Source organism: Hydrogenophaga sp. (genome assembly GCF_051860785.1).
GTDB lineage: Bacteria > Pseudomonadota > Gammaproteobacteria > Burkholderiales > Burkholderiaceae_C > Hydrogenophaga.
In genome coordinates this window covers 75,950-101,113 of the sequence record NZ_JBIMLB010000013.1, presented here as the reverse complement: position 1 = coordinate 101,113, position 25,164 = coordinate 75,950, and the positions used below count along the sequence as shown (strand labels likewise).

At 64.8% G+C, this 25,164-nt stretch carries 20 protein-coding genes and 1 pseudogene; 9 read left to right on the top strand and 12 right to left on the bottom strand.

Features of this window, described 5'->3' with window-relative positions:
- Positions 1–7 precede the first annotated feature (7 nt).
- A complete protein-coding gene (locus tag ACTIF6_RS17280) occupies positions 8–964 on the top strand; it encodes a Bug family tripartite tricarboxylate transporter substrate binding protein (RefSeq protein WP_439589162.1) in 957 nt (318 codons plus the stop codon).
- Positions 965–977: 13 nt separating this feature from the next.
- Positions 978–2,417: an aldehyde dehydrogenase family protein gene (locus ACTIF6_RS17275; protein WP_439589161.1), complete on the top strand. Its 1,440-nt coding sequence runs from the start codon at positions 978–980 to the stop codon at positions 2,415–2,417.
- Here ACTIF6_RS17275 and ACTIF6_RS17270 read toward each other — a convergent pair.
- Positions 2,398–3,315, bottom strand: coding sequence for a polysaccharide deacetylase family protein (locus ACTIF6_RS17270; RefSeq protein ID WP_439589160.1), 918 nt, complete (start codon positions 3,313–3,315; stop codon positions 2,398–2,400). The genes ACTIF6_RS17275 and ACTIF6_RS17270 overlap by 20 nt on opposite strands.
- On the bottom strand, positions 3,308–4,282 hold the full coding sequence (locus tag ACTIF6_RS17265) for a polysaccharide deacetylase family protein (RefSeq protein ID WP_439589159.1): 975 nt from the start codon (positions 4,280–4,282) through the stop codon (positions 3,308–3,310). The genes ACTIF6_RS17270 and ACTIF6_RS17265 overlap by 8 nt, the downstream gene beginning before the upstream one ends.
- Before the next feature lie 196 nt (positions 4,283–4,478).
- On the opposite strand from ACTIF6_RS17265, the gene ACTIF6_RS17260 reads away from it, so the two are divergent.
- From ACTIF6_RS17260 to ACTIF6_RS17250, 3 genes are read left to right on the top strand one after another with little or no spacing between them, the layout of a single operon-like run.
- Positions 4,479–5,780 carry a Rieske 2Fe-2S domain-containing protein gene (locus tag ACTIF6_RS17260; RefSeq protein WP_439589158.1) on the top strand — a complete coding sequence of 434 codons (1,302 nt, stop codon included), beginning with the start codon at positions 4,479–4,481 and terminating at the stop codon, positions 5,778–5,780.
- The gene (locus ACTIF6_RS17255; protein ID WP_439589157.1) at positions 5,780–6,103 is read left to right on the top strand and encodes a 2Fe-2S iron-sulfur cluster-binding protein; all 324 of its coding nucleotides are present in this window, start codon (positions 5,780–5,782) and stop codon (positions 6,101–6,103) included. Before ACTIF6_RS17260 ends, ACTIF6_RS17255 begins: the two co-directional genes overlap by 1 nt.
- Positions 6,100–7,323 carry an NAD(P)/FAD-dependent oxidoreductase gene (locus tag ACTIF6_RS17250; protein WP_439589156.1) on the top strand — a complete coding sequence of 408 codons (1,224 nt, stop codon included), beginning with the start codon at positions 6,100–6,102 and terminating at the stop codon, positions 7,321–7,323. Before ACTIF6_RS17255 ends, ACTIF6_RS17250 begins: the two co-directional genes overlap by 4 nt.
- Positions 7,324–7,350: 27 nt before the next feature.
- Here ACTIF6_RS17250 and ACTIF6_RS17245 read toward each other — a convergent pair whose 3' ends face one another.
- The 6 genes and pseudogenes from ACTIF6_RS17245 to ACTIF6_RS17220 all read right to left on the bottom strand — a co-directional run bounded on the left by ACTIF6_RS17245 (position 7,351) and on the right by ACTIF6_RS17220 (position 11,815).
- Complete coding sequence (locus ACTIF6_RS17245) at positions 7,351–8,796, bottom strand: amidase family protein (RefSeq protein ID WP_439589155.1); 1,446 nt, start codon at positions 8,794–8,796, stop codon at positions 7,351–7,353.
- Positions 8,797–8,827: 31 nt separating this feature from the next.
- Complete coding sequence (locus ACTIF6_RS17240; RefSeq protein WP_439589154.1) at positions 8,828–9,640, bottom strand: SDR family oxidoreductase; 813 nt, start codon at positions 9,638–9,640, stop codon at positions 8,828–8,830.
- Positions 9,641–9,653: 13 nt separating this feature from the next.
- Entirely contained in the window at positions 9,654–10,151 is a 498-nt protein-coding gene (locus tag ACTIF6_RS17235; protein ID WP_439589153.1) for an aromatic-ring-hydroxylating dioxygenase subunit beta, read from the bottom strand.
- Positions 10,148–11,059: an SRPBCC family protein gene (locus ACTIF6_RS17230; RefSeq protein WP_439589200.1), complete on the bottom strand. Its 912-nt coding sequence runs from the start codon at positions 11,057–11,059 to the stop codon at positions 10,148–10,150. The genes ACTIF6_RS17235 and ACTIF6_RS17230 overlap by 4 nt, the downstream gene beginning before the upstream one ends.
- Positions 11,060–11,317, bottom strand: a pseudogene (locus tag ACTIF6_RS17225) (aromatic ring-hydroxylating oxygenase subunit alpha); the annotation flags it as partial.
- 162 nt (positions 11,318–11,479) lie between these two features.
- Positions 11,480–11,815 (bottom strand): non-heme iron oxygenase ferredoxin subunit, encoded by a 336-nt coding sequence (locus ACTIF6_RS17220; protein WP_439589152.1) that lies wholly within the window; start codon positions 11,813–11,815, stop codon positions 11,480–11,482.
- A gap of 123 nt (positions 11,816–11,938) precedes the next feature.
- Between ACTIF6_RS17220 and ACTIF6_RS17215 the strand changes: the two genes are divergently transcribed.
- Positions 11,939–12,550, top strand: a complete 612-nt coding sequence (locus ACTIF6_RS17215) for a MarR family winged helix-turn-helix transcriptional regulator (protein WP_439589151.1) — start codon at positions 11,939–11,941, stop codon at positions 12,548–12,550.
- Here ACTIF6_RS17215 and ACTIF6_RS17210 read toward each other — a convergent pair.
- The gene (locus ACTIF6_RS17210; protein WP_439589150.1) at positions 12,537–13,499 is read right to left on the bottom strand and encodes a Bug family tripartite tricarboxylate transporter substrate binding protein; all 963 of its coding nucleotides are present in this window, start codon (positions 13,497–13,499) and stop codon (positions 12,537–12,539) included. The genes ACTIF6_RS17215 and ACTIF6_RS17210 overlap by 14 nt on opposite strands.
- A 268-nt stretch (positions 13,500–13,767) precedes the next feature.
- Complete coding sequence (locus ACTIF6_RS17205) at positions 13,768–14,013, bottom strand: SlyX family protein (RefSeq protein ID WP_439589149.1); 246 nt, start codon at positions 14,011–14,013, stop codon at positions 13,768–13,770.
- Positions 14,014–14,130: 117 nt separating this feature from the next.
- Between ACTIF6_RS17205 and ACTIF6_RS17200 the strand changes: the two genes are divergently transcribed.
- Positions 14,131–14,634 carry a hypothetical protein gene (locus tag ACTIF6_RS17200; protein WP_439589148.1) on the top strand — a complete coding sequence of 168 codons (504 nt, stop codon included), beginning with the start codon at positions 14,131–14,133 and terminating at the stop codon, positions 14,632–14,634.
- A 6-nt stretch (positions 14,635–14,640) separates the two neighbouring features.
- On the opposite strand, the gene ACTIF6_RS17195 is transcribed toward ACTIF6_RS17200, so the two are convergent.
- Together ACTIF6_RS17195 and ACTIF6_RS17190 are read right to left on the bottom strand one after the other, a co-directional pair.
- Positions 14,641–15,408: an SDR family NAD(P)-dependent oxidoreductase gene (locus tag ACTIF6_RS17195; RefSeq protein ID WP_439589147.1), complete on the bottom strand. Its 768-nt coding sequence runs from the start codon at positions 15,406–15,408 to the stop codon at positions 14,641–14,643.
- 102 nt (positions 15,409–15,510) lie between these two features.
- Positions 15,511–16,107, bottom strand: coding sequence for a glycine zipper 2TM domain-containing protein (locus ACTIF6_RS17190; RefSeq protein ID WP_439589146.1), 597 nt, complete (start codon positions 16,105–16,107; stop codon positions 15,511–15,513).
- A gap of 202 nt (positions 16,108–16,309) precedes the next feature.
- On the opposite strand from ACTIF6_RS17190, the gene ACTIF6_RS17185 reads away from it, so the two are divergent.
- Positions 16,310–16,552, top strand: coding sequence for a hypothetical protein (locus ACTIF6_RS17185; protein ID WP_439589145.1), 243 nt, complete (start codon positions 16,310–16,312; stop codon positions 16,550–16,552).
- A gap of 4 nt (positions 16,553–16,556) precedes the next feature.
- The gene (locus tag ACTIF6_RS17180) at positions 16,557–25,076 is read left to right on the top strand and encodes a GH36-type glycosyl hydrolase domain-containing protein (protein ID WP_439589144.1); all 8,520 of its coding nucleotides are present in this window, start codon (positions 16,557–16,559) and stop codon (positions 25,074–25,076) included.
- Positions 25,077–25,164 lie beyond the last annotated feature (88 nt).

The window sequence follows — 25,164 nt, the reverse complement described above, 5'->3', positions numbered from 1 at the left end:
AGTTGCCATGCGCTTCGTTGCCATTCTCTTCCTGTTGTTCGGCTTCAATCTGGGTTGGGCCCAAACCTATCCTTCCAAACCCGTCGTGCTCGTGAACGGATTTGCCGCGGGTGGCTCGCTGGATGCGGTCGTTCGTCTGGTGGCCATCCATCTGGGCAAGGAGCTCGGCCAATCCGTTGTGGTGGAGAACCGGGCTGGTGCGACCGGGACCATTGCGGCCGCCTCGGTGGCGCGGGCGCCCGCAGACGGGTACACGCTCCTGTTCGGCGTCGCGGGCAACCTGGTGGTCGCCCCTGCCACCATGAAGAATGTGGGCTACGACCCGGTGACCTCGTTCGACGCGGTCTCCGAGGTTGCGCGAGGGCCCTACGTGCTGGTGGCCAACGGCGACTTGCCGGTGCGCAACGTGGCGGAGCTCTTCGATTACGCGCGAAAGAACCCCGGCAAATTGAACTACGGCTCCTCCGGGCCCGGGAGTGTCCAGCACTTTGCCGGTGAGTTGCTGAATCGGGCCGGTGGCGTTTCCCTGACGCACATTCCCTACCGTGGCGGCGGCCAGTCTTATCCGGCCCTGATGGCCGGTGACGTTCACGCGCTGTTCGACACCATGCCCGGACCACAGATGTTTGCCCAGTCGGGCAAGGTGCGGCCGATCGCAGTCACTGGCCCGAAACGGCTGAAGTCCTACCCTGACGTTCCCACATTCACAGAGCAAGGCTTTCCTGGCGTGGATGTGGGTTTCATGTACGGTGTGGTCGCGCCAGCGGGCACGCCACCGGCCGTGATCGCCAAGCTCAACGCCGCGATGCACCGCGCGTTGGCCAATCCGGAGATGAAGGCGCTGCTGGACAAGCAGGATCTCGAGCCCAGTCCAGGCACGCCCGAGGCGTTCAAGGCGCTGATGGTCAGCGAAGGCCAGCGCTGGAAGCGCATCGTGGCTGAGTCGGGATTCAAGCCTGAATGAGGGCAGGGCGATCATGACTGTCGTTCGTCCTTCCGTGTCGCACTCAGGCTACGCCCAGACCATCGATGGTGCTGCGGTTTTCAGCGAAGCCTCGTACCCGGTCATCAATCCGGCCACGGGGGTGCCGTTCGCCGATTGCCCAAGCGCATCGAAGGAAGAACTCGATCGTGCGGTGGCCGCCGCCAGCCGGGCATTCCCTGCGTGGAGAGATGCGGATGTCCAGGTGCGCCGTGCAGCGTTGCACCGGTTCGCCGATGCGGTGGATGCCGAACAGGATGGGCTTTCCGCCGTCCTGACCATGGAACAAGGAAAGCCGCTGAACCGTGCCCGCGATGAAATCAGCCGTGCGGCCGAGCAGATGCGCAGGTTGTCGTTGATCGACATGCCGACAGAGACGCTGCAGGACTCAGCGGGCCGCCCATTCGACGTTCAATACCGTCCCATGGGGGTGGTGGGCGCCATCACGCCATGGAACATGCCGATCATCCTCGCGATGTCGAAGATCAGCCATGCCCTGTACACGGGAAACACGCTGGTGCTGAAGCCCTCTCCCTATACGCCACTGGCCACGTTGCGGTTGGGGCAGCTCGGCATCGGCATCTTCCCGCCAGGTGTGCTCAATGTTCTTGCTGGGCCGGACGAACTGGGTCGATGGATGACGGAGCATGCGACCATTTCGAAAATCACGTTCACAGGCTCCGTGCGCACGGGCAAGAAAGTGATGGCAAGTGCGGCTGAAACCCTGAAACGCGTGACGCTGGAACTGGGCGGCAATGACGCGGCCATCGTGCTGAAGGATGTGGATCCGGTGGCCATTGCACCTCGCCTGTTCGCAGGCGCGTTCGTCAACAGTGGCCAGGTCTGCATGGCGATCAAGCGTTTGTATGTCGAAGCACCGGTGTTCGAACCTTTGTGCGCCGAACTCGCGCGTCTGGCGAAGGAGGTGACGGTCGGTGATGGATTCGATCCCGAGGTGACCATGGGGCCGGTCCAGAACGCCATGCAGTACCGCATCGTTCATGAAGTGCTGGATGAGGTGTTGAGAGACCCGCAAGCCCAGGTGCTGGGTGGGACGCAGCAGATTCCGGCTCAAGGCTACTTCGTGGCGCCCCGGGTCATCGCACAGCCTGCACAGACCTCGCGGGTTGTGACCGAAGAAACCTTCGGTCCCTTGTTGCCGGTGTTGAAGTTCGACGATGTCGACGAAGTGATCGAAAAGGCGAACTCCACACGCTACGGTTTGAGTGGCTCCGTGTGGACGGGCGATCTCGCGCGGGCCACCGATCTGGCCCAGCGGATGGACGTGGGAACTGCGTGGGTCAATCACCATGTCGGAAGTGATCCTTGCGTGCCTTTTGGTGGCACCAAGGAGTCCGGTATCGGGCGCGAGAACTCCTTGCTGGGATTGCGCCACTACATGGAGCCCCACGTCGTCAGTGTCCGCCCGTTGTAGCAACCGGTGCAACGACGCTGCGTGCCGCCACTTCATCGGTGGTCGTGAACCAGATGTCGGTGCGGCGCGTGAGCTGGCCGAGCAACTCATTCAGGTAAGAGACTCGATACGGCTGGCCGGAAAGCCAGGGATGCAGGTTGAGAAGCAGGAGCCGACCTCCGTGCGCACCGTCCATGGCGAGGCGCTCCACCGCGTCGATCACGCATTGAACCCATCGATGCATGGGAATTCTGCGGTGCCAGTGGGCCATCACGTCGTCCAGATCGGCAGACATGGGCAGAGAAAGCACCACGCCTGAACCCGTGTCGAGCGGCACAGGGCGCTCGTCGTGCGGCCAATCCATCAGGTAGCGCACACCGGCCTCCGCAAGCAGCCGGGGCGTTCTCGCGGACTCGCCGTATTCCGGACCATGCCAGCCCTTGACGGTGCGGCCAGAGGCGCTTTGCAGTGCGCGCAAGGATTCCGCCACGTAGTCGCGTTCGCGCTCCTCTGACATGCGGGAGGAGATGACGTCGGTGACGCTCAGGCCATGACCCGCGAGATCCCAGCCCAGGTTCAGCGCGCGTTCGATGACGGGTCTGCGATGTTGTGCAACGAAGGCATCTGCGGCGAGCGTCGCCCGCAATCCGTGCCGGGAGAACAAGTCCATCAACCGGAAAGCACCGACCCGGTTGCCGTACTCGCGCATCGAAAAGGCGCGGTAGTCCGGGTAGGGTCCTCGGCCGAAACCACCAGGAACAGAGGGTGGTGTGAAGGCTTCTGCCGAGGGATACAGATCGTAGTACTCCGCACTCACCACGAACGCCACGGCCAACGGTTTTCCATCCGGCCAGTGCTCTCGCTGCATCGCAAGGGCGCCATCGCGCGGATAAAAATCGTGTTCGGTGTCGTCACGCACGACGGGCGTCCTTCTGGCCTTGCTCGTTCAAAAGGGCAAGCATGGTGTCGTGGTAGTGATTCATGTAGTGGGTGGCGATCTCCTGTCCGCTCGCGTGCCAGACGTGTTCGTGCGAGCGCAGGTAGTCGAACATCTCGTGCAGGTACTTGATGCGGTGCGCCTGCCCGAAAAGAGCGGGGTGCAGGGAAATGCACATCACCTTCCCGCTCTGTGCGCCCTCCGCATACAGCTGGTCAAACTGCCTGCGAATCACATCGACAAAACCTTCTGCCTCGAAGGCCTGGCCCAGGTAGGGCGCATCGTTCGTGTCCATGGCGTACGGCATGGAAATCAGGCGACCTTGGCGAACCTTCAGTGGGAACGGCACATCATCCTGGAACCAGTCGCTGTGATAGAGCATGCCGATTTCGGCCAGGATGTCCGGCGTGTCTTCCGTGGAAGCCTGCGGGCCGGGGCCACCGGTGCCGACAAGCGCGATGCCGGTCTGATCATGCACCGTCTCCATCATTTCGAGGTAGTAGCGACGCTCCTCCTCGCGCGACATCCCGTGCACGAAGCGGGTGTTGTTCAGGCCATGGCCAAGATAGTCCCAATGCCGCTCGACCATGGCGTCCCGGATGCTGGGGTTTTTCTCCAGGGCCTGCGCGTTCAGCACAGCGGTGCAGCGCAGGTCGAACCGGTCGATGGCTTCAAGCATGCGCCAGAAGCCGACGCGGTTGGCGAAGTCCTGCCGACCATACATGAGCACATCCGGTGCTGGCATGCGAGCCCAGGCGTTGATCCAGGGATCGGCTGGCGGATCGTATTCGTAGTGCAGCACATTGGGGCAGATCCAGAGCGCCAGGCGCGCCTTGCCGGGCCACTCCAGGGGTGGGCGTGCGTGCACGGGGCTGTAGGCGAGCCACTGCTGGCTGCTGCGGACACGCCGGGTCGGTGGAGGTGAGGGGTGGTAGGCGTACTGCTGCATGAGTGTCCTGTCCGTTCGGGAATTGGGCTCGGCGGGGAGACCACCTCACTCGCGACAAAAAGATTGTATCTTTCAAACGCCTTAAAAAGACGTTTTGCAAATATTGCGAAATGCAATTAAAATTGCAGGCATCCGACCCCGGCACCCGGGTCGACGACACCCCGTCCTGGCGAGACAGTTCCAAAAAGGAAAAGGCATGCTGACAAGTGAAGACAACAAGCGTTTGACACAGGTGGGTCCAGGGACCCCTCTGGGCAACTTCTTCCGCCGCTACTGGATACCCGCTGCGGTGCTGGAAGAAATCAAGGAACCCGGCGGCGCGCCGGTTCGCGTGGGGCTTCTGGGAGAGAAGCTGGTGGCCTACCGCGATCCGGATGGAAAACCTGGCCTGATGAAGGAGCATTGCCCTCATCGTGGAGCGTCGCTGGCCTACGGTCGCAACGAGGTCGGGGGCCTGCGTTGCCTGTACCACGGTTGGAAGATGGGGACCTGCGGCAAGATCCTGGACATGCCCGCCGAACCGGCGGACACCCGCATGAAGATCATGCTGACCCATGGCTCGTACCCCGTGAAAGAGGCTGGCGGCATTCTGTGGACCTACATGGGGCCTGCCGACAAGATGCCCCCCTTTCCGGAATTTCCCTGGACCAACCTGCCTCCCGAGAAGTTGCTGGTGGTCAAGATGTACCAGGATTCCAACTATCTCCAGGGACTGGAGGGTGACCTGGATCCCGCGCATCCCAATTACCTGCACCGCGACTTCGACGAGGCCATCGCCCGGCAGAGCTGGACGGGCGCAGGATGGCAGTCGATCAGCGACCTGATGTCTGATGGGGCTCCGGCCATCCACGTGGAGGAAACGCCGCAGCTCATGCGCGTGGGTGCGGTGCGCAAGACGGCAGATCCCGCCATGGCCTACGTGCGGACCACCGAGTGGATTGCCCCCTTCTACACGCACATCGCCACCGGTCCTCACGAATCCCAACTGTTCAAGGCCTGGCTGCCGATCGATGACGAGTCGTGCTTCACCTTCTACATCCATCACGATGCGCGAAAGTCGCTCGATGTACCGGCGATCTACGCCAACTGGGGACATCGCGCCGATCCTCCCCTGTACCGGACCCCGCACACCGTCGCGAATATGCACCTTCAGGATCGCAAGATGATGGTCGATGGTAACTTCTCGGGCGTGACCGGCGCAGCCATCCAGGACCGTGCGGTGCAGGAGAGCATGGGGCCCATCTTCGACCGGACGCAGGAGCATCTCGGTACCAGCGACAAGGCCGTGATTTTCTACCGGCGCCTCATCCTTCGAAAGCTGCGCGAGATGGAGCAAGGCCTGGAGTTGCCGGGCACCGCGCCTGGAACGAACTTCGATCAGCGAGCGGCATCCGTTTACATGCCTTCGGACGCACCATGGCAGGAAGCTGTGAAGTGGATAGAGGCGCAGGAAGCGGGGGAGGCGCAACCTGCCGGCGACAAGGAGCGATCGCTCTGATGGCCTGGATCACCTACGTGTCTGCGGACGGCACGCGCACGCGCGTGGATGTGCCCGATGGCAGCAACCTCATGCTTGGCGCTGTGCACAACAACGTGCCGGGGATCGATGGCGAGTGTGGGGGCTGTCTCTCCTGCGCCACCTGCCACGTCTACCTCGACGCCGAGTGGGCGGGTCGCCTGGCGCCAGCCGATCAGATGGAGCTTGAGATGCTGGAGGCCGTCGCGGCCGAGCGCCGGCCGACCAGCAGGCTGGGATGCCAGATCGTGATCGATGCCAGCATGGACGAGATGCCGGTTCACTTGCCCGAGTTGCAGACATGAGCGCGGGCCTGGTGATCGTGGGGGCTTCCTATGCGGGACTGAATGCCGCCGCAGCTGCGCGCACCGCAGGCTACCAGGGGCGCATTGTGCTGTTGGGAGAAGAGCCGCATCTGCCCTATCAGCGCCCACCGCTTTCCAAGGATTTTCTGCGCGGCGACTTCGACGCCACGCATCTCCCGATCAGACCGCAGAAATTCTTCGAGGACCAGGCCATCGAACTGCTCGTCAACCACCGCGTGTGCGGCCTCGATCGTGAGCGCAAGCATCTGGAGCTGGCGGGCGGTGAGTGCCTGCCTTATGACCGGTTGGTGCTGGCAACGGGTTGTCGCCCCCGGATGCTGGAGATTCCGGGCGCGGACGCACAGGGAATCCATGCGCTCAGGACGAGGGATGACGCTGTGCGGATCGCCTCATCGGTGGCATCCGTCAGGCATGCGGTCATCGTCGGTGGCGGGTTCATCGGTCTGGAGATGGCGGCCTCCCTTTGTGCCATGGGCAAGGAGGTGACGGTCGTGGAATCCCAGTCGGGGCTGCTGCTGCGTGTTCTCCCCACCATGCTGTCGGAGCATGTGGCGGCGCGCCACCGGAAAGAAGGCGTCCGATTGCATTTCGATGCGCAGGTGAACGCCTTTCGCTCGGAGGGTGGTCGGTTGACGGCCGTGGTGCTGTCCGACGGTACCGAGCTTTCTGCCGACCTGGCGCTCGTGGGTATCGGCGCCATTCCGAACCAGGAATTCGCCCAGACGGCAGGCATCGTTTGCGGCAATGGCATCGTGGTCGATGAATTTGCCCGCACCAACGACCCGGACGTCTTTGCCGCCGGAGATTGCACCCTTCATCCCAATGCCTTCGCAGGGGGAATGGCGCGGCTGGAATGCGTGCAGAACGCGGTGGACCAAGGTCGCATCGCCGGCACCAACGCAGCGGGTGGGTCGACCCGCTACAACGCGCCGCCCTGGTTCTGGTCCGATCAATACGACATGAAGCTGCAGGGCGTTGGTCTCTCGCGAGGGTTCGACCAGTGCGCGGTGCGAGGTTCGATGGAAGAGCCGGCGTTCTCGGTGTTCTACTTTCGTGCAGGCGCTCTGGTGGGGGTCGACTCCATCAACAGGCCCGGCGAGCACATGGTTGCCCGAAAGATGCTGGCCACTGCTTCCAGGCTTTCCCCGGAGGAGGCAGCGGACACCCAATTCGATTTGCGCGGTGCCTTGACGAGGTAGCGCACGGGCCTTTGACGGCCAACCTACCTACGTCAGCGCGGGAAGGAGCCGTTCGCCGACGCAGTGCTCGATGGCGGCGGCGATCCTCAGGAGTTTCATGTCCTGCCCCGGCTCTGCGAATAGGGTGACCCCGAAAGGCATGCCGTTGCTGGCCTGACCGACGGGAATCGCTGCGACCGGGGCGCCGGCCTTGCCCGTGCACTTGGCGGCCACCGACATCGGAACCAGCAGCACATCGGCGCTGCTCGCCCGCAACGCCGCCAGAATGCCACCGTCCAGGCTCAAGGCCAGATCGCGTCGGCGATCGGCCTGGTATCCGGGAGACCTCAACCCTTCAGTCTTGTTCGCTGCCTCCAGCAGGCTCTGTCCATACGGAATGGCTTTCGCGTGGCGGGCGTTCCACTCGATCAACTGTTCGAGTTCGGTGAACCCGCATGGGGAGCAGCTCCCCAGAAAGGCGTTGAGGGAGGCCTTGAATTCGGTGCGGAAGACCGACGAGCGCACTTCGTGGATTTGCTCCGCACTGGGCATGTCGCACGGGTCGATGATGAGGGCTCCAGCGGATGAAAGCCTGCTCAATACGCGTTCGAAAGCCTGTGTGCATTCGGGCGAGAGCTGGGCGGCTTCGATCGTGCGCCGGGGAATTCCAAATGCCATCTCCTCCAGTCCGCCTCCAGAAAGCGGAAAGCGTGTCAATGCCGGGAGCGGAACGAGGGTGGCGGTGTCGTGCATGTCCGGGCCTGCCATGGCCTCCAGCACCAGCATCGCGTCGCTGGCGCACACCGTGAGAGGACCGGCGGTGTCCTGGCTGGGAACCAGGGGAACGATGCCGTGGCGGCTGACGCGACCCACGGTGGGCTTGAACCCGAACACGGAGGAAAAGATAGCGGGTGTCTGAATGGAATTCTGCGTTTCGGAGCCGATGGCAAAAGCGCAAAAGCGCGCCGCCACCGCCGCTGCCGAGCCCACGCTGGAGCCCTGTCCCCGGTCGTACCGCAGCCCCAGCGGGTTTCGCACCACCCCGCCAGCACCGCTGAACTCCGCCGGCATGACATCCGAGACGAAGTCGGCGAACTCGGTCATGTTGGTCTTGCCGAGCAACACGGCACCTGCCTTGCGCAGCCTGGCCACCAGCGTGGCTTCGTGCGAGGGCATGAAGTCCTTGAGAGCGGCCGAGCCGGCACTGGCGGGCGAGCCGTCCGTGGAGAGGATGTTGTCCTTGATCAGGAAGGGCACGCCGTGCAAGAGACTTCTGGGTCCTGAGGTTCGCAGTTCCTCGTCTGCGGCCGCCGCCTGCGCGATCGCCTGGGGGGAGATGGTGCGGATGGCGTTGATGCCACCGGGCCCCTTGTCGTGCTCTTCGATCCGGGCGATGTACCAGCGCACCGCCTCGAGCGAGGAAAGATGGCCTTGTGCGATGGCAAAGCCGATGTCTCGTGCAGTGCCCTTCAGCAGCAGGTCCGATCCATTCATGTCGTCTCTCCAGGTGCGCGAAGGATGTTGCTCAGGGGCTAGTGGCCCCACCCGCCTTGCGCAGCGCGGTCGGTAGCACCTTCTCGCGACCCTGTGGTCCCATGGCGCTGTGGCCGCCGTCCACATACATGCAACTGCCAGTGGTGAAGGTGGCGTGGCTGGAGCAGAGAAAGAGCACGGTGTCCGCGACCTCATCAAGTGTGCCCAGCCTGCCCAGCATGTGCAGCCGGTCACCCCAGTTCGCATACGCCTTCTGCACCTCGGGTGGCGCCGTGTCGTGCATGGGCTTGCGCACCCAGCCCGGCAGGACCGAGTTCACCCGGATGCCTTCGGGTGCGAGGTCCAGCGCCTGACTCTTGGTCAATTGCTCGATGCTGGCCTTGCTGGAAGGGTAGACCCATCGACCCGCGAGCCCGGCGTGTGCCGCCTCGGTGGTGAAGTTGACCACACTCGCGTTGGCAGACTTCACCAGGTGAGGCCGTGACATCTGCAGCAGCACCACGTGTCCGAACACGTTGATGTTGTAGGCATCGAGCCATTCTTCCCGGGTGGCTTCCTCGCCCCGGTCGGCATACGTGCAGGCCGAATTGATGAGGAAATCGATGCCGCCGTAGGTGCGCACGGTGAAGTCGACGAGCGCCTGAAGCTCCGAGTCACTGCGCAGGTCGGCATGCACGTACCGGCAAGCGTGACCGAGGTCCGCAGCCAGTGCCTGACCGGGCTCATCCAGAATGTCGGCCAACACCACTTTCGCGCCTGCGCGCACGAACCGGCGTGCGATGCCGACGCCGCAGCCGCTCGATCCCCCCGTCACGATCGCCACTTTTCCGTCGATGCCTTCCATGGCGTTTCCTTCTTCAAACGATGATGGACAGACGGCCCTGAGGGCGAAGTGAGCCAATGTCCAGAATGGTCCGTTTCTCCTGGATCTTCATCACGCCCCCATCGACCACGAAGCGGTACTGGTGCTGACCGAAGTAGGTGTCCGTGGTCTGCTGGCTGGTGCGGTAGGTCACGAAATTGCATTGCGCGCGCAGGTACTGGTCGCCTCTCTCAACGATCATCACATTGCTGATGAGGCGCCGCCCCCGCGAGCGGGGGTATTCCGCGTGGGCGGTCTTCTTCCCCAGCCGTTTGACGCGTTCGGTGAGGTGGTGACCGTCGTCCACCACCAGGTGCAGAGTGCTCTCGACGGGCGCATCGGATGGAAGCGCCAGATTGGGCACGACATACAGGCACTCCGCTGTGAACAGCTGGCGCCAGGTGACCAGGTCCCAGGTGTCCAGAAGATCGGCCTCTCTGTAGAGAAAGTCCTCGATGTCGGAGCGTGTCTGGCGAGCGAGCAGATCCATCATGGCTTGCTTCCCCGGGAGATCCACTTCTCCCATTCGATCCAGAAACTTCTCTGCGTCAATTCGTCGGTCGGATGGCTTTTCTCCGCACCAAAGCCTTTGGAGAGATCGTTCCAGGGCGCTTCTCTCCAGGATGCAAAGGCTCGTTGGCACGACTCCAGTGCCTCGATGTCGTCTGGCGTGGCGAAACCGCCGGGGCCCAGGAATTCGAAGAAGTTGGTGAGCCGGCGCTCGAGCGCGGGCTTGCCGAACTCCTCCTTCGGAGCAAGCGACCAGACACTGACTTCCATGTAGTCGGGGGAGATCGGCTGGAATGTCCGCACCGTGACCGACATGATGTCGTTGATGACGAGGTTCGGAAAAATCAGCAGGTTGCGGCTGCGTTTGGCCATCCGTTCGGCGCGCTCGGCGCCGAACTTGCTGACCAGGCGCGCATAGACCTGTTCGATTTCCGCCTTGGCTTCTTCTCCCCAGAGGGAAATCCACTGAGCCACAGGGCGGCCATAGGTCGCCTCGCGCTCGACCACGCTGTGGCCATTGCCCAGCGACACACCACCGCCATTGAGCTTGCCCCGGACAATGGTTCCGCCGGAGTTGGTCCGGATGAGGTCCAGGTAAGTGGGATGAAGCGTTTCAACGTGCAGCACGTCGGTGCTGTTTTCCGACAACATCTTCCAGTTGGCGCGTGCGCTGTATTCCTGAACGCCGTCGACGACGCACATTTCCTCTTCAGCCTGGTCGACCACCATGTCGATGTACTCGCGCGCATCGCCGAGGAACTCTTCGAGGGAAATGGCCCCGCTGTCGAAGTTGAGAAACCAGAATCCGCGGTATTCCTCGAAGCGCGGTACGGCGACCAGATCGTTGCCTTCAGCGTGAAAGGACTCGGGGTACGTGTCGGCTTCGCTCACGAGCTTGACCTTGCCGGTGTTCTCGAACGTCCAGCCGTGGTAGATGCAAGTGAAGTTGCGGGCCTTTCCACAACGATGGCGCGTGATCTGCGCCCCGCGATGTGGGCAGACGTTGAGGAAGCATCGGATCACGCCGCCCTTGTCGCGCAGAAAGATCACGGAGCGTCCGCCCACGCGGCGCATTTCGAAGGTGTCATTTCCCTTCAACTCTGACTGGTGCCCCACATAGAGCCAGCATTTCGAGAAGATGCCTTCCATCTCGAGCTCGAAGATTCGGGGGTCGACGTAGTTCGATCGCGCAACCCGGAACAGCTTCTTTTCCGGGTCGATCCGCAGCCGGTCGGAAACGGGAGAATGTGGAGTCTGGTTCATCGATGGTGGTGTATTGATTTCAAAAGGCAACAATCTGGAGTGGGTGAACTACTGACCCGTTGACTGTGTGGATGGGACCTGCACGGATACCACGTCTCCTTCGACACGAACGGGATAGGTGCGCAGATCCTCGGTGCACGGAGCACCCGTCGCACGACCGGTCGGGATGTGGAACAACCCCTGATGAAATGGGCATTCAACCTCGTCGCCGATGATGAATCCGTCTGAAAGACTGGCGTTTCCGTGGGTGCACTGTGCGTCTGTCGCATAGATGTTGCCCTCGACCCTGTACAGGCAATACGTTCGGTCGTTGCAGGACACTTCGAGCATGCTGCCTTCGGTCAGCTTGTCAGCCGAGGCGATCTGGATCCAGCTTTGTTTCATCGTTGTCCCTTCGCCGCAATAATATTTGTATTATGCAATTAAAAACGAAAGTCGACAACATGGATTTTGTTGTTAGACTGAAAACCGCTGAACCGCCCTCCGAGCGGTTGGCTGGAGATCAACTTGAACCCGCAATTCAGCATAGAACACCGCCTCGCTTACCGCTTCTCCATCCTCTCGACGCTCAACGTGCGATGCATCGCGAGTCTCTACAACAAGAAGTTCGGCTTGACTCTCGCCGGGTGGCGCATCCTTTCGATCATTGGGCGTTATGAGCCGATTTTTCCGGGCGTTGCTGCCCAGTTGAGCACGATGGATGCCGACAAGGTGACTCGCGCAGTGGATCGGCTTGTCGACATCGGATACGTCATCCGCAACACCGATGCGGCAGATCGCCGCCGCGTCATCCTCTGCCTGACATCGCGCGGACGCTCCGTGTATGAAGAGGTGGAGGAAGTCAGCCAGGAGATGGATGCCAGATGGCGCAGCGTGTTGACGGCAGAGGAGAGTCGCCTGTTCGGTGCCGTCATGGAAAAGCTGGACGCGCAAGCCCGGGCGCTCTTCACCCCCGAGGCTGGCGAGAAGCATTTCATGAAAGAACCTGCGCGGCGCGGCAGCGCGCAGTCGGCCGGTGGAAAAAGGACCGCGCCCCGTGCCCAGTCAGGCGCCCGGAAGAAGGAGCCTGCACAGCCGGCGACCACACCACAGCGCAGGAAGACGGTCAGTCAAGCTTGAGTCCGATCTTGTCAACGAGCGCCTTGAACCGAGGTGCTTCCTTGGCGAGCAGCGCACCAAATGCTTCGGGCGTGCCTGGAGATGGTGTCAGTCCTTGAGATTCAAGGGCGGCCTTGACTTCGGGATCCTGAAGGGACTTGGACAGCGCTGCGTGAAGCGTGTTCACCGTGCTGCGGGGCATGCCTGCTGGGCCCACCACGCCGAAAAAGAACACGTTGTCGACGCCCTTGAGACCTTGTTCCAAGAAGGTCGGAACGTCTGGCAGCTTGGACAGGCGTGTTTCCCCTGTCACTGCGATCGGCTTGACCCGGCCGGGATAGAGCAGCGGTCCGGGCATGCTGTCGAACAAGAGATGGATCTCCCCACCGAGCAGCGCAGTCCAGGCCGGTGCGCCTCCGCGGTAGGGCACGTGAAGTGCCTCAAGGCCGGAGACCTGTTTGAACCCCTCCATGGCCAGATGGTGTGCGCTGCCGGAGCCCGCTGACCCATAGGTGAGCTTTCCCGGGTTCTGCTGCCCGTAGGCCAACAGTTCCTTCACGTTGTTGACCGGGAAACCCTGCTGAACGGTGAGGATGAAGGGCCCTCGCGTGACTTCGATGATGGGTTGAAACGAATGAATGTCGTACGAGATCGCCTTGTACAGAGCCGGTGACACCACCAGCGCACTGGACGTGGCGAACATGAGCGTGTGACCGTCTGCGGGCGATCGAGCGACATAGGTCGAACCGATGGTGCCACCTGCGCCTGATTTGTTGTCGACAACAACCGTTTGACCCAGCGCTGACGACAGTCCTTGAGCAACGCGGCGGGCGACCGCGTCCACTGAACCCCCCGGGGGAAAGGGCACGACGAGCGTGATGGGCTTTGTGGGGAACGCATCCTGAGCGAAACCGAGCGTGGACACGGACAGCAACGTCATCGCGAGCAGATGTCGAAAGAGTTTCATCATGGGAGGTTCTCCGTGGGGTGAGGGTGGGAGAGAAAATAATATCTCGTTTAATTGTGTAATGCAAATATTGTGTTTGGTCTGGTTTTTGACCTGCATTGGTGCATGACCCGGCCCTGTTCCGGTGCGCATCGAGCGGCCGTGAGAATGCTTTGCCGTCGCCAGACGGCGAGGGCATCGGGTTCGGGACGTGCTTCCCCGGTCATGCCCGCGGAAGGCTTCCATTTCTCGGGGTCTGGCCTGAGGCGCAGCCGCTGTGGCTGCGCCTTGGTCAATAGTGCGGCGGTAGTTCGTCGCGCGGGTCGCGTGTCCCTGTGCCGGGATCGCCTTCGCCTCGCTGGCGCAGGCGGCTGACCTCGCGCAGCAGCAACTCGATCTGATCCTGCTGGCGCGCCACTTGGTGATTGAGGGTATCGAGCAGGTCGTCGGCGTAGCTGGCCTTGATTTCCAGCTCGGTGAGCCGTTGCTCCACGTCGTTTCGCGGCGATGGTAGGGGGGTGGCTTTGGTCGTGGGCATAAGGACGTATTGGACCTCAATGTCTGCTGCCGCACAGACCAGCTTCTTGCGCGCGCTCATGCTGCATGGGCTACCAGGCATCGTGGATGCCATACCCTCCTTTCCTGGAGCACCCGCATGCCAACCAATTCCATGCCGAACGCTTTCGAAGCCTCTCCCTTCCATGACGACGTCGCGATAGAGGTCCCCGTCGCTTCCCCATACGAACACTGGTCCGCCACTGCCCGTGCATTTGCCGAGAGCGGCGGTCTGGTGAGTGGCGATGAGCTGGCCGAGCTTTTGAGACGTCGGTGTGAGAGCAGCGAAGGTATCCCGACTGTGCAGCCCGTCTCGCTGGTGGCGCGCTGGATCGTCACGCACTCCGTCATCACCCTTGACAGCCCCTGGGGCCGCATGTTGCCGCTGTTTCAATTCGACCTGCCGCGCGCCGCGGTGCATGCGGGCATGCGTCCGTTGCTTTCCGAACTGCGTGGTGCTTTCGATGACGCCGAACTTGCGCTGTGGTTCGTGACCAGAAACAACTGGCTCGCCGGGGCCTACCCTGAGCGGGTCATGCACACTGATTTGCAGGCCGTGCGCCAGGCCGCGCGCAGCGACCGGTTCGTGGCCGTCGGATTCTGATCTGGTTCAGCGGGCCAGGTACCCGCCGTCCACCGGGTGGTAGGACCCGGTCACGAATGAGGCTCGATCAGACGCCAGCCAGGCCACCAGCTCGGCCACTTCCTCCGCCTCGCCCAGGCGTCCGATCGGGTGCGCCGCGACCAGCATGGCGACCGCGGCGGCATCGCCTTCCAGCGACTCGATCATGGGCGTGCGAATGAAGCCAGGGCCGACCGCGTTCACCCGCACACCTTTGGCGCTGTATTCCAGCGCCGCGCTGTGGGTGAGCCCCACCACGCCGTGTTTGGCGGCGGCGTAGGCCGGCGCCGTGGCAAAGCCCACCGCGCCAAGGATGGAGGCCACGTTGACCACCGAGCCGCGCGCACCACACGCGCTGGCTTGGTTGCGCAGCATCGCCTCGATCTGGTATTTCATGCCGTAGAACACACCGCTGAGATTCACCCGGATCACGCGCGCCCACTCTTCGAGTGGATAGTCGGCCGTGGGCAGGCTGGCGCCGCCGACGCCGGCGTTGTTGCACGCCACGTCCAGCCGGCCGAAGTGGGCGCAACAGCGTTCCACCAGGTTCTTGCAATCACTGGCGCGGCCCACGTCGGCCACCACCGGCAGCACCTCGGTGCCCAGCTCACGCACCATGGCAGCAGTGGCCTGCGCGCTGGCAGCGTCGATGTCGCTGACCAGCACCGCAGCGCCCTCGCGGGCACACACCAGCGCCACCGCACGGCCAATGCCGGATCCGGCGCCGGTGACCAGCACGACTTTTTTCTTCAACATGTCCATGATCCTTGCGCCCAGGCGCGAAGCAAAAAAAATCCACGCCTCTCGCAGGTCATACCTGCGTTTGGCGTGGAAAGGGGGGAGATCGGTGCAATGCGTTTAGATGCGTGGTTCGCCGTTGCCATTCACCAGGATGGTGCGTCCCGGTGGCGAGGTCATCTGCACGTAGTGGGTCGTGCCACGGAAGTTGTACGTCACTTCCCAGTATTCGGTGGCGGCACTGGTGTCGGTGGTGCAGCGTTGCACGTCCTGCGTCTGCGGGCTGTTGTTGCGGCCCACGTTCGAGCCCACGGCCGCGCCGGCCACAGCCCCACCCACGGTCGCGATGTCCTGACCCGTGCCGCGACCGATCTGGTGGCCGAGGATGCCGCCGATGAGGCCACCGGCAATCGCGCCGGGCACATTGGCGCGGGGTTGCGCAACGGGTTCGCGTTCGATCCAGCACCGCTGGGGACCTGGCGCGACCACGGCGCGCATGGACGTGACGTTGGCTTCATACAGGGTTTCGTTCGGCCGACGCCGGTAGTCGGGTTGCGCCACCGGCTGGCCGGGGGAGGCCCGCGCGTCGGGGTAGGGATAGCCTTCTGGCGCAGTCTGGTACGCTGGGGCTGCGCAACCTGCCAGACCGATGGCAGCGATGGTCACCATCAAGGCACCTCGTTGGCGAAGGCTGAGGAGGGATTTGAAGTTGTGCATGTGTGTCTCTCCAGGGTGGGGAATCGATGCACCGAATTTGCTCCCCGGGTACGCCGGGGTCTGTGCGCTGGCGCTCATTCCAGCGCCCATCCGTCAAGCCATTGAGTGCGTGCGTCAACGAACAGACGCTTAACACCTCTCAGGGCTACAACCCCCACACGCTGTGACTCACCAGCCCCTTAACCGTTCATCAGGAGCTGTCATGCCCAAATCTGCCTCTCTGCAACCCAATTGGGATACCTCGTCGTATGGGGAGCCGGCTGAGATATCCGCGCTCAACCGTCTGGCCCTGAGCGAGCACCTCAACTTGTGCGGAGCCTTGCGCAGTCCTGTGCAGGCGGCGTGGGGAGCGGTGTCGGGGTTGGTGGGCTGGATGTCCGAACGAACTGTCACGGCCGCCTTGATGATCATCGTGCTGGCCAGCGCCGCATGGATCGTGATCTGAGTCAATGCCGCGCAAGGCGTTGAAGCGCCTGGGACCCGCACAGGAGCCTATTCGCTCGGAAGTCTTCGGCATTGCCCGATTCGAGCGGCATGGTCGAAGCCTGGGCGAGTCTCATCGCGCGGGCCGCGCCACATTCGGCCAGGCCACCTTCTACCCGCGCCTTCAGAGCAACATCCGCAGCCTTCGGGCTTCGTACCAGGCGCTGGCCTCGCATTCGCTGGAAGAGCGCGACATCAGCCCAGCGGCGGAGTGGCTGTTTGACAATTTCCATCTGATCGAAGACCAGTTGCGCGAGATCCGCGAAGGGTTGCCCGCGCGCTATTACCGGTCACTGCCGGTGCTGCAGGATGCGCCGCTGGCAGGCCTGCCGCGGGTCTACGGCATTGCGTGGGCCTTCGTTGCGCACACCGACGGCGCGTTCGATGAAACCCTGCTGGAGCACTTTCTCAACGCCTACCAGGAGGCGCGAGAACTCGGCCAGGGCGAGCTGTGGGCGCTGCCCACCACCTTGCGTGTGGTTCTGGTGGAAAACCTGCGGCGTCTGGTCGATCGCATCGCCAGCCAGAAAGCCGCGCGCGAACTCGCCGCGCAGTGCGCCGGTCGCATCGACCAGATCACGCTGCAGGAAACGCAGGCGCTGTATGCGCTGGCTGAACAGCGCGGGGTGCGCGGCGTGTTCCTGGTGCATCTGACGCAAAGCCTGGCAGGCCCGCGCGCCGCGCGCGCAGGCTCTGCCCTGCCGCAGGTGCGCGACTGGCTTCGAAAGATGGCGCCCGATCTGGCGGCGCTGCAGTCCCAACTCCACGCGGACCAGGCGGCCGATCACCTGAGCATGGGCAACGCGGTGACGTCGCTGCGGCTCATCGGCGCGGCCGACTGGACCGAGATCGTTGCCCACACCAGCCGCGTCATGCGGGTGATGCTGGCATCGCCCATCTTCGCGGCCGAGGACGACGCCACGCGCAACACCACGTTGCACGGCATCGAGCGCCTCTCGGCGAGCGGCACACGGTCCGAATCGGAGGTTGCTCAGACGCTGCTGAGGGCCATGACGGCTGGCACGGGTGCCGCGTCGCTGGCGGGTTACTGGCTCGAAGGGGAAGGACGTGCCGAACTGGAACACCAGCTCGGCGCGCGCCGCCTGCTCTCGCCGCGCTGGCAGGTCGGCCTTCGACTCTCCCGCACACCGCTGTATTTCAGCGCCTTGCTGGCCGGCACGCTGTGGCTCGTGATGTGGCTGCTGCTGCGCTGGGGCGATCCGGCCGTGGGTTGGGTCGACCAGGCCGCCGCAGGTCTGGCCCTGGTGCTCATGCTGTTCCCCGCATCGGAGACCGTGATTGCGTTGATCAACCGCCTGATCAGCGAGTCGGCCAAGCCGATGCACCTGCCTCGATTTCTCATGGCCGAGGGCTTGCCCGATTCGGCTCGTACGCTGGTGGTGATTCCGGCGCTGCTCACCAGCGCGGCTGGTATCACCGCGCTGGTTCACCGCCTGCACCTGCACTACCTGGCCAACCCTGAACCCTCTGCGCAGTTCGCGCTGCTCAGCGACTGGGCTGACGCCGACACACCTGAGCGAGCCGAGGACGCGACTTTGTTGCGCCAGGCGAAGGGCCTCGTGGCGGCGCTGAATGAGCGACATCCCGCCACCGCAGGCGAGGCGCCCCGGTTCCTGCTGCTGCACCGCGAGCGCAGCCCGAGCGAAACCGAAGGCCTCTGGCTGGGCTGGGAACGCAAGCGCGGCAAGATCGAGCAACTGGTGGCTGCGCTGGCCACTGGCACTCCCGGCCCGTTTCTCGACCTCGGCGAAGTCTCGCGCATGGCCGAGCACACCCGGTACATCCTCACACTCGACAGCGACACTCAATTGCCGCCGGGCCGGCTGCGCGCACTGGTCGGCGTGGCCGAACATCCCCAGAACCGCCCCGTGCTCGATGCCGATGGCCTGCGTGTGGTGCACGGCTACGGCATCCTGCAGCCCCGCGTGGTGGCACCCTTGCGCGACGAGGGCATACCGACGCCGCACCAGTGGCTGCACGACGGCCAGCGCGGACTCGATCCTTACAGCGCGATGTCTTCGGACGTCTATCAGGACCTGTTCGGCGAAGGCAGTTTCACCGGCAAGGGCCTGCTCCATGTAGACACCCTGCACGCCGTGCTGGGCGGGCGGCTGCCGACCGAACAGGTGCTCAGCCACGATCTGCTCGAAGGTGCGATCGCGCGTTGTGCCGTGGTGAGTGACATCACCCTGATCGAGGATGAACCGGCGCACGCCGATGTGGCTGCCGCCCGCCTGCACCGCTGGATGCGAGGCGACTGGCAGTTGTTGCCTTTCCTGGTGCGCTGGCCGCTGTCGGACATCAACCGCTGGAAGCTGGCCGACAACCTGCGCCGCTCGCTGGTGGCGCCGGCGTCGTTCGGCCTGATCGTGCTGGCGCTGTTCGGGCACGGGTTGTCTCTGCCGCTGGCCTTGCTGCTGAGTGCCGCCGCTCAGGCCGCCGCGCCGCTGCTCGGCGCCTTCGCGGGCAGCGTTCCGCGGCGTTTCATTCAGGTTGGCGAACGTTTCCTGCGCGCCGCACTCACCGGCCTGACGCGCGCGCTGGCCGGTGGCCTTTGGCATCTGGTGCTGTTGCCACAACATGCGCTTCTGTCCGTGGACGCCACCGGGCGAACGCTGTACCGGCTGGCGGTCAGTCGGCGCCATCTGCTGCAATGGACCACCGCCGATGCCGCCCGCGCTGCGCACGACCACCGCTGGGAGGCCGCGATTCGCCGGCATGGCCCGGCGAGCGCGCTCTCAATGGGGCTGCTGTTGGCGCTGCTGAGCCTTCGCCCTTCGCCGGACCCGCTGGCGTTGATCGTGCTCGGTGTGTGGGTGTGTGGCCCGTTGCTGTCCTGGTGGGCCAACAAGCCGTGGTCGCGGCCTCGTCTTCATGCCATTGCCGCGCAAGACCGCGATCTGCTGGAAGGCGTGGCGCGTGACACCTGGCGCTTGTTCGAGCGCTGCGTGGACGCGCAGAACCACCACCTGCCGCCCGACAACCTTCAGACCCTGCCCTTCGACGCGGTGGCCCACCGCACCTCGCCCACCAACATCGGCCTGTACCTGCTTAGCGTGGCCTGCGCACGCCAGTTCGGCTGGATCGGTACGCAGGATCTGCTGGCGCGCCTGGAAGCAACGCTGGCAAGCCTTCAGCGCATGGAGCGTCACCGGGGACATTTTCTCAACTGGTACGACACGCGGACCCTGCAGCCCTTGCTGCCGCGGTACGTGTCCACCGTGGACAGTGGCAATCTCAGCGCCGAACTGCTTGCGGTGGCGCAGGCCTGTACCGAGCTCTCACGCGACCCCCATGCGACGCAGGCCATGCAGCAGGCCATCGAGCGGTCGCGCGAACGCATCGAACCGCACATGGAGGTGGTGCAGAGCCTGTTGCACCGGCCCGTCAGATACACAGCCATCGGTCAACTGCTGCGCCTGACCTTGCCCGACCCGCACGATGCGACGAACTTTGCGCGGTTCCAGACGCTGATGAAGGACGCCGCCACCGAGCTTCACGGCATGACGCCGGGGCCGGCCAACGTGCGGCAGCCGGTGCCGCAAGGCGAGGAAATGCCCTGGCTGCTGGCCGATCACCTGGCCACGTTGCGCTCGGCCAGCCTGGACCGGGCAGCAGCGGCCGAGAGCACCGGCGAGCGTGCCAGGCAGCGGCTGCTCTCGCTCGCTGCCGAGTTCGAGCGCATGGCGTGGGAGGCCGAGTTCGGCTTTCTCTACGACACGCGGCGCCACCTGCTGCACATTGGTTACCGCCTGGACGAGCAGCAACTCGACAAATCGTTTTACGACCTGCTGGCTTCGGAGTCGCGAACCACCAGTCTGCTCGCCATCGCCAAGGGAGATCTCCCGGTGCGGCACTGGTCGGCCCTGGGCCGACCGCTCTTTGCCAGCGGCCCGCGTGCGTTGCTGCGTTCGTGGTCCGGCTCGATGTTCGAGTACCTCATGCCCACGCTGCTGACCGCCGAACCACATGGCAGCCTGATGCAGGAGGCGGCCTGCACCGCATTGCACGAGCATGTGGCCTTTGTTCAGGGCCAGGCCATGCCCTGGGGCATTTCCGAGTGCGCTTACGCGGGTCGCGACCACACGCTGGCTTACCAGTACGCGCCGCAGGGCGTGCCGCGCCTGGCCCTGCGCCGCACGCCACTGCAGGAGCGCGTCATCGCACCGTATGCCACGGTGCTGGCCACGCAGATCGACGTCCACCTGGCCTGCCGCAATCTGCGCGCGCTCACCGAGCTGGGTGCGCGCGGACGCTACGGTTTCTTCGAGGCACTGGACTTCACGCCTTCGCGCCAGACCGAGGGTGGGCGGTACACGCTGGTGAGCACCTGCATGGCACATCACCAGGGCATGAGCATCGTGGCCCTTGCCAATGTGCTGCGCGAAGGCGTGGCCCGGCGCTGGGGCATGGCGCACCCACGCCTGGAGGCCGTGGCCGCGCTGTTGCACGAAGCTTCGCCGCGCGACCCGCCCCGATTGCCCGCCCTGGCTCCAACGAGCCTGCCGCTGCACGCGCTGCAACGCCGTGCGCCCGATCACGTTCGCCCGGTCCCGCCCGACGCCCAGTCGCTGGCGCCGACGCATCTCATGTCCAACGGCCGCTACAGCGTCACGCTGCGGCCGCATGGCGGCGGCTGGAGCCGCTGGGACGGCATCGGGATCACGCGCTGGCGCGACGACGCCTTGCGCGACGCCAGCGGCAGCTTCATCTACCTGCGGCTGGGGCAGCAGGACACACCGGTGTCGATCACCAGCCATCCCGCACCCGATCCCAACGCGCTGTACCAGTGCACCTACCACACCGACCGGGTGTGCTTCGAGGCTAACTGGCCTGAATTGCGCGCCAGCGCGACGGTGTGGGTGAGTCCCGAGGACGACGTCGAGTTGCGCAAGGTGGTGCTCGTCAACCGCAGCGAACAGGTGGTCGAACTCGAACTGATCTCGGCCTTCGAGGTGACGCTGGCCAGCCCGGCGGCCGACGAGGCCCACCCCGCGTTTTCCAACCTGTTCGTCTCCGCGCAGTGGCTGGCCGACCAGCAGGCGCTGCATTTCGAACGCCGGCCGCGCCTGCACACCGAGCGCACGTTGCAGGCCGCGCACTTCGTGGCCGCCACCGAAGGCATGGTCTCGGTCTGGCGCTGCCAGACCGATCGCCAGCACTGGCTGGGGCGCAACCACACCGCGGCACAACCGCTCGCCACCCTGCACGCGGTGCCCGAGCAGTCGGGCCCGCTGGACACCGGTCTCGATCCGGTGGCGGTGCTGGGTGTGACGCTGCGTCTGGCACCGGGTGCGCAGGCCAGCGTCACTTTCGCCACGGCGGCGAGCGACGACGCGGCGACCTTGCGCGCCATCGTCGACAAGTACCGCCAGCCGAGCACGGTGGAACGCGCTTCGGTGATGTCGTCCACACTGGCCGGTGTGCAGGCGGTGTCGCACCGCCCCTTGCCCGAGTACCTGCCCGCGCTGCAGGCCCTCACCACCGCGCTGGTGCTCACCGTGCCCAGAGACCCTCTGCCTGTCCATGACGGAGCCACGCTGCCGCGCGAATGCGACCGGCGTTCGTTGTGGCCACTGGGCATCTCGGGAGACCGGCCGGTGTTGCTGGTGGAAGCCGGTTCGGCGCAGGGCATGGGTTTGCTGCGCATCCTGGCGCAGGCTTTGCGCGAATGGTCGCGCTGCGGTGTGCCCTGCGATCTTGTGGTGCTGAGCAGCGAGGTGCACTCCTACCAGATGCCACTGCAGCGTGAACTCACCCTGCTGACAGAGCAGCAGGCGGGTACCGATGCAAACCAGCGAGGGTCGGTGACGGGGTTGCACGTGCTGCGGCCGGACACGCTTTCGGCCACGCAACTCGCCACGCTGGAATCGCTGGCGCGCATCCAACTGCAAGCCGATGGGCCGCCCTGGGTGCAGCAGGTTCGGGCCTGGGCGCAGCGGCAGGGCACGCTGGCCGGTTCCAGTGACCGTTCAGGCCGCATCGAAGCCGTGCCGACTCATGTGCTTGAACGGTGCCCGGCCACCTCGGTGGGCGCGTTCGACACCGGTTCGGGCGATTTCACTTTCGAGGTCGGCGTGGGCCTGCGGCCCCGGCGGCCGTGGACCAACGTGCTGGCCAATCCCGGTTTCGGCACCATGGTCTCTGAAAGCGGTGCAGGCCACAGCTGGGCCATCAACAGCCGCATGAACCAGCTCACCGCCTGGTCCAACGACCCGGTGGCGGACACCCCGTCGCAGTGGTTCCTGCTGCAGGACCGCCGCACCCGTGAGGCGTGGAGTGTGGCCCCATCGGCCTGGGGCGCGAGCGATGTGCAGTACCGTGTGTCGCACGGCCAGGGACACACCACCATCGAACACCAGCGCGGCACGCTGCAGGTCTCGGTGCGCTGGTGCGTCGACCCCGACACCTCCGTGCAGCAGGTGCGCATCCGCCTGAGCAATCATGGCAACGGCAAGGCGCACCTGCGCGCGGTGGGCCTGGTGGAATGGATGATGGGCGAGAAACGCAGCAATCGGTCCACGCTGTACACCGAACCCGCGCCCGCCGGGGATGTGGCCGACGGACTGGTTGGCCTGATGTGCACGCAGACCGACGCCGCCGGCGGCTTTGGCGGTGGCACCGCTTTCCTGGCCGAAGCGCAGGTGGGCGCGCAGGACAGCGAGGGCCTGGACTGGACCTGCGACCGGCGCGAGTTCTTCGATCCGCGTGGGCAGCTCGTGCTGCCCGAGCACCTGGGGCGTCGCAGTGGCTTCGGCCTGGACCCCTGTGCCGCGCTGTCACGCCCCATCACGCTGCGGCCCGGCGCCAGCCTGGAGCAGGTGTTTCTGATCGGCTATGCCGAGAGCCCCGGCGCCGCGCGGGCCCTGGCGCTGCGCGCCATTGGCACCGCGCCGCTGGCGCGCGAAAAATCCAGCCGCTCGCGCTGGGACAGCTTGCTGGGCACCAGCGCGGTCCGCACCCCCGACCCCTTGTTCGACGTGATCGTCAACCGCTGGTTGCTGTACCAGACCGTGTCGTCGCGGCTGTGGGCCAAGGCGGGCTTTTACCAAGCGGGAGGCGCTACCGGCTACCGCGACCAGTTGCAGGACACCATGGCGCTGGTGTGGGCCAGGCCGGCGCTGCTGCGCGAGCAGATCGTGCTCTGCGCCTCGCGCCAGTTCGCCGAAGGCGATGTGCAGCACTGGTGGCATGCACCTGGCGGTGCCGGTGTGCGCACCCGGTTCTCCGACGATCTGCTCTGGTTGCCATTTGCCTGTTCGCACTACCTGCGCGCCACCGGCGATGCGGGCGTGCTGGAGGTGACGGCGCCGTTCCTCGAGGGCAGCCTGCTGGCCGAGGGCGCAGAAGACATCTACGACACACCGCGCGTGAGCGAGGTGCAGGCCACTGTGTACGAACACGCCGCTCGCACCATCGACCGCAGCCTGGCCGTGGGCGTGCACGGACTGCCCTTGATGGGCGGGGGCGACTGGAACGACGGCATGAACCGCGTGGGCATCGAGGGCCGGGGCGAGTCCGTGTGGCTGGCGTGGTTCCTGTGCGCCATCGTGACCGACTGGCTGCCACTGGCGCGCCAGCGCGACGACGCGGCCCGTGTGCGGCGCTGGGAAGAGGCGCTGCAGGGCTGGCAACGTGCGCTGCAGGACGAGGCCTGGGACGGTGACTGGTACAAGCGTGCGTTCTTCGACGATGGCAGTCCGCTGGGTTCGCACACGCAGCCTGAGGCCCGCATCGACCTGATTGCCCAGGCCTGGTCGGTGCTCTCGGGCCAGGCACCGCCCGCGCGTCAGGTGCAGGCCATGGAGGCCGCGGAAGCCTGCCTGGTGGATGCCGAGGCAGGCCTGCTGCAGTTGCTCACACCGCCGTTGGCGCATGCCATGCCCAGCGCGGGCTACATACAGGCTTACCCGCCCGGGGTGCGTGAGAACGGTGGTCAGTATTCGCATGCAGGGGTCTGGGCTCTGATGGCCGTTGCCGCCCTGGCCACGCGTGAGGGTGCGGACCGCGAAGCGCGCGACGCGCCTTACCGCTACTTCACCTACCTCAGCCCCGCGCATCGCGCCGCGCACCCGCAGCGCGGTGCGGCGTATGGCGTCGAGCCGTACGCCATGTCAGCCGATGTCTACAGCCAGCCACCCTATGTGGGGCGGGGCGGCTGGAGCTGGTACACCGGTGCGGCCGGCTGGCTGCACCGTGCGGCGCACGAATCGATTCTGGGGCTGCGGCTGGACGCGCAAGAGCTCTGCTTCCAGCCCTGCCTGCCCTCGCACTGGCCCGAGGCCGAGATCTGCCTGCATCGCGACGGGCGGTCGATGCGCTTCGTGCTGGTGCGTGCGGAACCCCCAGAGGCCCTCGCGCGCTGGGCGAGCGAAGGGGCGCGTGTTCTCCAGGTGGGAGAGCGACTGCGCTGGCGTGAGCTGCCCGAACGAAGCTGCTTCGTCGTGCCGTTGAAGGACCGGTGATGGCGGCGTGGGTTGCCGTGTGCGCTGCCGAACAGAAGGCCGGGCCGCGAGTCGTTACAAAGCCGACATGAGGAATTCAACCAGGAGC